An 8,427-nucleotide genomic window follows, 5' to 3' on the forward strand; every position below is an offset into this window, starting at 1 on the left:
ACGGATAACAACCATGACAAGAGTCGTTGCAGCAGCGGTTTATTCCCACGGCAAGAAAGTTACCGATATCAACCTCAATGAAGGCAAGGACTGGGCAGCCAAGCCCGAGCACTTTGTTTGGATCGGCCTGCACGACCCCGGCAGCGAAGAGCTGCTGAACCTGCAAAAGCAGTTCAACCTGCACGAACTGGCCATCGAAGATGCCTTGCTGCAACACACCCGACCCAAGCTGGAAACCTTCGGCGACGCGCTGTTCATGGTGCTGTACTCGCCGGTGATGGAAAACGACAAGCTGGTGTTCGTCGAAACCCAGCTGTTCGCCGGCAAGGGCTATGTGATCAGTTGCCGCTATGGCGAATCACCCTCCTACGGCCGCGTGCGTCAGCGCGCCGAAGCGCAGCCGCTGATGCTCGAACACGGCGAAGATTTCGTGCTGTATGCCCTGCTCAGTTTTGTCATCGAAAACTATCGGCCGCGCCTGGAAGAGTTCAACGCCAAGCTGGAAGACATGGAACAGCATGTGCTGCGCAATCCGTTGAGCCAGGAAGATGTCGAGCGCATCCAGGGCATGCGTCGCCACCTGCTGCGCATCCGCCGTTATATCGCGCCGATGGTGGAGATCTGTACCGAGCTGCAACAGCTGGACTTCCCCTTTATCGACAAACATATGCGCCCCTACTTTCGCGATGTGCAGATCCATGTGCAGCGCTTGATGGAAGACCTCACCGGCCTGCGCGAAATGGCCGACCACGCCATTGAAATAGGGTTGTTGCTGGAGTCTTCCCGGCAAAGTATCACCCAACGCAAATTCGCCGCCTGGGCGGCGATTCTTGCCTTCCCCACCGCCATCGCCGGCATCTACGGGATGAACTTTCAATACATGCCCGAGCTCACCTGGCATTACGGCTATGCCGGCGTGCTCAGCGTGATCGGCGTTGGCTGTGTGGGCCTGTATGCCAACTTCAAACGCATGGATTGGCTATGACTGCCGCCCGCCTTTAATTGCCCGACTTAACGTTCAGGAACCTGCATGTCCGCGCTTGAAACCCCGTTCGCCACGCCCTCCCACGCCCGGCAGAAAAGCTCGACGCGCTGGGCATTTTTCATCGCCGGTTTTGCCATGGCCGCTTGGGCGCCACTGGTGCCGTTTGCCAAGGCGCGGGCGGCGCTGTCCGAGGGCTCGCTGGGCATGCTGTTGCTGTGCCTGGGCGCCGGCTCGTTGTTGACCATGCCGCTGGCCGGCGCCCTGGCCTCGCGCTTTGGCTGCCGGCGGGTGATTGTCGCCGCGAGCCTGGCGGTGTGCCTGGTGTTGCCGCTGCTGACGGTGTTTTCGTCCTGGCTCAGCCTGGCCGTGGCCTTGGCTTTGTTTGGCGCCGGCTTGGGTTGCCTGGACTGCACCATCAACCTGCAGGCAGTGATGGTCGAAAAAAACAGCGACACGCCGCTGATGTCGGGCTTTCATGGCCTGTTCAGCGTCGGCGGCATCGCTGGCGCGGCGGGGGTCAGCCTGCTGCTGGCGGTGGGTGCTAGTCCACTGTTGGCCGCGCTGGCGGTGGTTGCCTGTATTGTCGCGGTGTTGCTGAAAACCACCCCCGACCTGCTGCCCTATGGCAGCGCCAGCCAGGGCCCGGCCTTCGCCGTTCCCCACGGCGTGGTGCTGATGATCGGCGTGATCTGCTTCATTCTGTTTCTTGCCGAAGGGGCGATGCTGGACTGGAGCGCGGTGTTCCTGGTGGAGAGCAAACAGCTGGCTTCGGCGCACTCGGGCATCGGCTACGTAGCCTTTGCCTGCACCATGACCATCGGCCGCCTGACCGGCGATGCAGTGGTGCATAAAGTCGGCCGCCGCCGCGTGGTACTGCTCGGCGCCCTGACCGCCGCTGCCGGTTTGCTCCTGGCCACCTGGAGTGACTCGTGGCCGTTGGCCCTGGTGGGCTTCATGCTGGTCGGCGCCGGCTGCTCGAACGTGGTGCCGGTGATGTTCAGCCTGATCGGCAAACAGAAGGTGATGGCCGAGCATGTGGCCATTCCGGCAGTGTCCACCTTGGGTTATGGCGGCATTCTGCTCGGCCCGGCGATCATCGGCTTTATCGCCCACGGCAGCAGCCTGGCCGTGGCCTTGCTGGTGCTGGCGCTGATGCTGGTGGGTGCCGGCCTGCTGAGCCTGACCATGAAACTGGGCGATTGAGCGCCCGAATCCACCGGTAAAAGGCCTGTCGTTATGCCGTTCTCTCTGCAAACCACCCTCGTCGGCTCCACCCTCACCTTGCAGCCGCTGCAGGCCGACGACGCTCCGCGCCTGTTGCAGGCCGCCGCCGATGGTCAGTTGTGGCAAATGACCCTGACCGTGGTGCCCGGCCCGGACACCGTCGAACAGTACCTGGCCACCGCCCTGGCCGGCCGAGCGGCGGGAACGGTGATGCCGTTTCTGCTGGTACGTAACAGCGACGGCCAGGTGCTGGGCAGCACGCGCTTCTGGAAGATCGACCGCGCCAACCGCAAACTGGAAATCGGCCACACCTGGCTGGGGCAGTCGGTGCAGCGTTCCGGGGCCAACACCGAGGCCAAGTTTCTATTGCTGCAGCATGCCTTCGAAGTACTGGAGTGCGTGCGCGTGCAGTTCACCACCGATGAGCTCAACGACAAATCGCGCGCGGCAATTCTGCGTATTGGCGCCACCCAGGAAGGCATCGTCCGCCACGAACGAATCATGCCCGACGGGCGCAAGCGCAACTCGGTGCGCTTCAGCATCATCGACAGCGAGTGGCCGGCGGTGAAGGCCCTGCTGCTGGATAAGATGGAGCGCCGGTAAGAGCATCGCGGCTGAAGCCGCTCCTACAGGGACGTGCGATCCGTACGATGCTGTTGATCGTCAGCGAAAATCCCGGCTACTCACATCCAAGCCACTGAGCAACGGCGTCAGGTCAAACAAGCGCTTGGCGATCAGGTGCTGCACGCCGTCTTTGGCCTCCAGCTTGCCCTCCACCTGCAACAGGCTCGAGCCCACCAGCACCCGCCGCTGCCGCTCGGCGAGTTCGTTCCACACCACCACGTTGACCATGCCGAATTCATCTTCGAGGGTGACAAAAATCACCCCGCTGGCGGTCTGTGGGCGCTGCCGGCCTTTGACCAGACCGGCCACGCGCACCGAACTTCCATCTTCTGTGCCTTTGAGCTGCGCCGAACTGCGGCAGCGGCGGCTGCGCAACTCGCGGCGCAGCAAGGCCAGCGGATGCGGGCCGAGGGTGGTGCCCAACGTCGCGTAGTCCACCCACACGTTGTCGACCACGCTGGGCGCCGGCAGCGCCACCGCCTCTTCGACCGGCATCAGGTCGGCAAACAGCGGCGCCTGCACTTGCACCCCGGCCACCGCCCAGCGCGCGTTGTGCCGATGCCCGGCCAGACTGCGCAGGGCGCCGGCATCGGCCAGCAGTTCACGGGCGCGACCGTCGAGTTCGGCGCGCTGGATCAGTTCGGTCACGCTGGTAAACGGCCGCGCTGCCGCGATGCGTTCGGCGTCCTCTTGGCGAAAGCCTTTGATCATCCGCAGGCCCAGGCGGAGCGCCGGTGCGCCGCGGCAAAACGGGTCATCGGCGGCGAACTCCAGCGAGCAATCCCAGTCGCTGGCCTGCACATCCACCGCACGGGTTTCGATGCCATGGCGGCGGGCGTCTTGCAGCAACTGGTCGGGGCTGTAAAAGCCCATCGGCCAACTGTTGATCAGCGCGCACGCGAAGGCCGCCGGTTCGTGGCATTTGAGCCAGCAACTGGCGTAGGTGAGCAAGGCGAAACTGGCCGCATGGGACTCGGGAAACCCGTAGCTGCCAAAGCCTTTGATCTGCTCGAAGATGCGCGCGGCAAACGCCGCTTCGTAGCCACGTTCGAGCATGCCGTCGGTGAGGCGTTTACGGTGGTGCTCCAGGCCGCCATGGCGTTTCCAGGCAGCCATCGAACGGCGCAGCTCGTCCGACTCGCCGCGGCTATAACCGGCGGCGACCACCGCCAACTCCATCACCTGTTCCTGAAACAGCGGCACGCCGAGGGTGCGCTCGAACACCACTTTCAGCTCCTCCGACGGATAGGTCACCTCCTCCTCGCCATTACGCCTTCGCAAGTACGGATGAACCATATCGCCCTGAATCGGCCCCGGCCGCACGATGGCCACCTGAATCACCAGGTCGTAGAACGTTTTAGGCCGCAGGCGCGGCAGCATGGCCATCTGTGCGCGCGACTCGATCTGGAACACGCCGATGGTGTCGGCGCGGCTGATCATCGCGTAGGTGGCCGGGTCTTCGGCCGGAATGGTCGCCAGACTCAACGCCAGGCCGCGGTGGTACTTGAGCAAATCGAAGGTGCGGCGAATGGCGCTGAGCATGCCCAGGGCGAGGATATCCACCTTGAGCAGGCCCACCAGGTCGAGGTCGTCCTTGTCCCATTGAATGATGGTGCGCTCGGCCATGGCGGCGTTTTCCACCGGCACCAGGGTATGCAGCGGCTGCTCGGAAATCACGAACCCGCCGGGGTGCTGCGACAGGTGCCGGGGAAAACCGATCAGCTCGACGGTCAGTGCCAGCACCCGGTGCAGCTCGGGCAGTGTCGGGTCGAAGCCGGCTTCGCGCAGATCATCCAGCGGTGGGCCGTCTTTGCTCCAACGCCCGCAGCAATCGGCCAGGGCGTTGATCTGATCCGGCGGCAAACCCAGCGCGCGGCCAACATCACGCACCGCGCCGGCACCGTGGTAAGTCGTGGCCACCGCCGTGAGCGCCGCCCGGCTGCGGCCATAGCGGGTAAAAATGTACTGCAGCACTTCTTCGCGGCGGTCGTGCTCGAAGTCGACGTCGATATCCGGCGGCTCGTTGCGCTCTTTGGAGAGGAAACGTTCGAACAGCAGCGTGGTGCGTTCGGGGTCGATCTCGGTAATACCGAGGACAAAACACACCGCCGAGTTGGCCGCCGAGCCGCGGCCCTGGCAGAGGATTTTCTGGCTGCGGGCAAAACGCACAATGTCGTGCACGGTCAGAAAATAGCTCTCGTATTGCAGCTCGGCGATCACCGCCAGCTCGCGTTCCACCTGCTCGCGGGCTTTGTCCGGGACGCCGGCAGGCCAACGCCAGGGCATGCCCTCCTCGGCCAGCTGTTTCAACCAGGAAGTCGCGGTATGTCCCGCCGGCACCAGCTCATGGGGATACTGATAACGCAGTTGGTCGAGGCTGAAGCTGCAGCGCGCGGCAATCGTCAGGGTTTCTGCCAACAACGTCGGCGGATACAGCGCCGCCAAATTCGCCAACGGCCGCAGGTGCCGCTCGCCATTGGCAAACAGCCGCAGCCCGGCCTCGGCCACGGTGCAGTGGTGGCGGATGGCGGTCATGGTGTCTTGCAGAGCGCGGCGACCACGGGCATGCATATGCACATCGCCAGCCGCCACGGCAGGAATTGCCAGGCGCTCAGCGAGCGCGAGCAGCTGCTGCAGACGTCGATCATCGTCGGCGCCCTGGTGCAGCTCCACCGCCAGCCACAGCGCCGCCGGAAAACGCCCGCGCAGCCAGCCGCCCTGCTCGTCGACGTCCGCATCGAGGTCGGCCAGCCACAGCGCGCACAGCCCGTCCAATGGCGTTTCGAAGTCTTCGCGCAGCAAGCGGTACTGGCCCTTTTCACTGCGCCGCCGGCCCTGGGTGATCAACCGGCACAGGTGCTGATAGCCGGTGAGGTTCTCCACCAACAGGACAATGCGCGGCCCGTCCTCCACGGTCATTTCGCTGCCGATGATCAGCGCCAGCTCAGCCTCTTTGGCCGCCTGCCAGGCACGCACGATACCGGCCAGGGTGCACTCGTCGGTAATCGCCAGGGCTTGGTAACCGTGGTGCTTGGCGCGCTCGAACAGCTCCTTGGCGCTGGAGGCGCCGCGCTGAAAACTGAAATTGCTCAGGCAGTGCAACTCGGCATAGGCGGCGCTCATGCGAACCAGCCATGGAGCATAAAGGGGCCCGGTTGGTCCTGGCCGCTGACCTGGCGGTACGCCCACACGCGCTGGCCGCTGCGAGTCAGCAGCAGGTAGTAGTCACGGCGCACGTCGCCGCCGTCCCACCATCCCGACTCGATGCGCTCCGGTCCGGCCAGAATCTGCGGCGCGCGTTCGCGCAGCACCTGCGCCTCGCTCAGCAGCCAGCCCGGGCGTGGCGGGCCGGCAGTGGGCAGCAGCGGTTTGCTGCTGGCACTGGGCAGCCAGGCGCATTCGGGGCGGTGGTCGGCGTGCGCCTGAATGCCCTGCACCGCGTCATCTCCCAGACGGGCGCGCAGGCGTTCGCGCAGTTGCTGCCAAGGCACCGACTGCTGCGGGCGCTCGTCGAACAGCTCGCGGTGCTCGGGCACAAAGGCCGGCAAATCCTTGGCCTGCAAGCGCACCGCGCGCACCGGCGCCTGCACTTGCAGACGTTCCAGGCGACCGCGGACCAGCTCGAACAACAGCGTCGACTCGCGCTCGGCGCTGAGCAGGCCGACGTCGACCTGGCTGTGGCTGCCATCGACATGTTCCAGGTGCAGGACAAACCCCAGCACGCCGCTGTCACGCCCGGCGAGAAACGCAGCCAGGTCGGCCGTCAGACGGCGCAAGGGGAACAGCAGCGCCTGGGTCGACTCGACATCGAAATTCAGCTCGATGCGCAGCTCGAACTGCTCCGGCGGCAGGTAGCAATCCAGCGCCACCGCGCGCTGGCCGAGCAGCGTGTCCAGGTGCAGCAACAGCCCGGCATCAAAGCGTTTGGCCAGGGTATGCCGGGGCAGCGCCAGCACCTGTTGCAGGCTGCGCAGGCCCATGCGCGCCAGGGCGCTGGCGGTTTTGTTGTCCAGCCCCAAGCGGTTCAGCGGCATCTGCCCGAGCAGCTCATGCAGCACCTGGCTGTCGCTCACGGCCAGGCCGTCGTAGGCATTGGCGAGCATGCGCGCGGCCACCGGGTTGGGCGCAGCGACCAGCCGATGGCGAAACCCCAGAGCCGTCAGTTCGCTGCGCAAGCGTGCCTCGAAACGCGGCCAGGGCCCGAACAGACCCAGGCTGGACTCGATCTCCAACAGCAACGCGCGCGGATAACGCAGGCTGACCTGGGAGCTGAAGGAATAAGCCCAAGCGGCCAGGAACTGATGCCAGCGGGCTATGGCACCGTGGTCGTATTCCACCTGGGTAAAGTCGCGGCTCAGGGCCAGGGCAGTGGTCAGGCTCTGCCCCGCCTGCAAGCCCAGCTCGCGCGCCGCCTCATTCACCGCTTGCAGCACCCGCCGCTGCGGCGTGCCGGTGACCAACGCCAACGGCGCCGCCGGGTCGCTGCTGGCGCGCAACACCGCATCCAGCGCCAACTGCGGCAAAACAATACACACCCAGCGCATGCTCAACGCGCCAACGGCACAGGCATGGCCGGCGCCAATCCGCCCCGGCACTTGAGCACCCGCAACTGCGCCGGCTGGGTGTCGATGGCAATGCGCAAGGCCGCCGGCGACGGGTTCACCGCCTCCGGCAGCGGGCGATAGGCAAACGCCAACGTCTGCCCGGTTTCCGCCGCCACCTGCAAACGCCGCAATGCACGGTCATCGGCCTGCTGCGGCCAACTCAACACCGCCCCGCAACTGCCCGAACGCAAACACTGCTCCGTCGCCCACAACGCATCGCGGCCGCTGGCCTGGATCACACTCAACCAGCGCAAATCCACCCCCGCCGCCAGCCAGGCGCTGGGATACGGAATACCCGGCGGCGCCACCAACACCACCCGCTCCCCCGCCTGCGTCAACCGCGCCACAGTCGGCCAAAGCAACTGCAACTCCCCCACCCCTGGAGCACTGAGCAAAATCTCACTCAACGCCGCCTCCGGCCAACCGCCCGTAGGCAACAACGCATCCAACGTCGCATGCCCCGTCGCGATATGCCCCGCCTGCTGCGGCATAGCCCGCCCCTTCCAGACCCGACGACGGTCCAGCAGCGAATCCAAAGAGACGACATTACCGACCGCGGCACTATCGGCAAGGGGCGTTGGGGTAGGAAGCATGGTGAAGCTCAACGGGAAATTACTGTATGGGCATACAGTAAACCCAATTGAGGGAGGAGTGGTCAATGGCTGCCGACAAGAGGTGGAAAAGATCAAAAACATCGCGGCTGAAGCCGCTCCTACAGGGAATCGCTGACAGGCTTTTGATCTTGATCTGGCTTGTGATCTTGCTCTTGATCTACCCGCCCCATGGGCGCAGGCCGAGCGGAGTCGTTGTGGAGGGGGTTGAGCGGCAGGAGCCGCGAAAGGAGCATCGGGCCATGGATGGCCCGTTGTGACGGCCCCCGGAGCAACGACGTAGAGAGCAACCGTGTTTCAAATCAAGCTTTATTCGCATCGAAATGGGTCTGGTCACGGAGCATGGCGTTCAGGATCACTAGCAGCTTGCGCATGCAGG

Annotated in this window: 6 protein-coding genes; 3 read left to right on the top strand and 3 right to left on the bottom strand. The window is 64.8% G+C overall.

Translation table 11 applies throughout. The annotated features are described in order from the left end of the window. Positions 1-13: 13 nt before the first annotated feature. Genes C8K61_RS20670 through C8K61_RS20680 form a run of 3 tightly spaced genes read left to right on the top strand, consistent with a single transcriptional unit; the run spans position 14 to position 2,812 of the window. Entirely contained in the window at positions 14-985 is a 972-nt protein-coding gene (locus tag C8K61_RS20670) for a magnesium and cobalt transport protein CorA (RefSeq protein ID WP_108098179.1), read from the top strand. A 45-nt stretch (positions 986-1,030) separates the two neighbouring features. After that, complete coding sequence (locus C8K61_RS20675) at positions 1,031-2,188, top strand: MFS transporter (RefSeq protein ID WP_108098180.1); 1,158 nt, start codon at positions 1,031-1,033, stop codon at positions 2,186-2,188. Between the two features lie 33 nt (positions 2,189-2,221). Then, on the top strand, positions 2,222-2,812 hold the full coding sequence (locus C8K61_RS20680; protein WP_108098181.1) for a GNAT family N-acetyltransferase: 591 nt from the start codon (positions 2,222-2,224) through the stop codon (positions 2,810-2,812). 60 nt (positions 2,813-2,872) lie between these two features. Here C8K61_RS20680 and C8K61_RS20685 read toward each other — a convergent pair whose 3' ends face one another. From C8K61_RS20685 to imuA, 3 genes are read right to left on the bottom strand one after another with little or no spacing between them, the layout of a single operon-like run. Further along, entirely contained in the window at positions 2,873-5,956 is a 3,084-nt protein-coding gene (locus C8K61_RS20685; protein WP_108098182.1) for an error-prone DNA polymerase, read from the bottom strand. Further along, positions 5,953-7,377 carry a DNA polymerase Y family protein gene (locus tag C8K61_RS20690; RefSeq protein WP_108098183.1) on the bottom strand — a complete coding sequence of 475 codons (1,425 nt, stop codon included), beginning with the start codon at positions 7,375-7,377 and terminating at the stop codon, positions 5,953-5,955. Before C8K61_RS20690 ends, C8K61_RS20685 begins: the two co-directional genes overlap by 4 nt. A 2-nt stretch (positions 7,378-7,379) precedes the next feature. Beyond that, entirely contained in the window at positions 7,380-8,030 is a 651-nt protein-coding gene (gene imuA / locus C8K61_RS20695) for a translesion DNA synthesis-associated protein ImuA (protein WP_108098184.1), read from the bottom strand. Positions 8,031-8,427 lie beyond the last annotated feature (397 nt).

This window comes from Pseudomonas sp. GV071 (genome assembly GCF_003050835.1).
Classification (GTDB): Bacteria; Pseudomonadota; Gammaproteobacteria; order Pseudomonadales; family Pseudomonadaceae; genus Aquipseudomonas.

Coding starts and splice junctions, on each gene's coding strand:
- C8K61_RS20670 (WP_108098179.1), top strand. CDS start 14: ATGACAAGAGTCGTTGCAGCAGCGGTTTATTCCCACGGCAAGAAAGTT.
- C8K61_RS20675 (WP_108098180.1), top strand. CDS start 1,031: ATGTCCGCGCTTGAAACCCCGTTCGCCACGCCCTCCCACGCCCGGCAG.
- C8K61_RS20680 (WP_108098181.1), top strand. CDS start 2,222: ATGCCGTTCTCTCTGCAAACCACCCTCGTCGGCTCCACCCTCACCTTG.
- C8K61_RS20685 (WP_108098182.1), bottom strand. CDS start 5,956: ATGAGCGCCGCCTATGCCGAGTTGCACTGCCTGAGCAATTTCAGTTTT.
- C8K61_RS20690 (WP_108098183.1), bottom strand. CDS start 7,377: ATGCGCTGGGTGTGTATTGTTTTGCCGCAGTTGGCGCTGGATGCGGTG.
- imuA (WP_108098184.1), bottom strand. CDS start 8,030: ATGCTTCCTACCCCAACGCCCCTTGCCGATAGTGCCGCGGTCGGTAAT.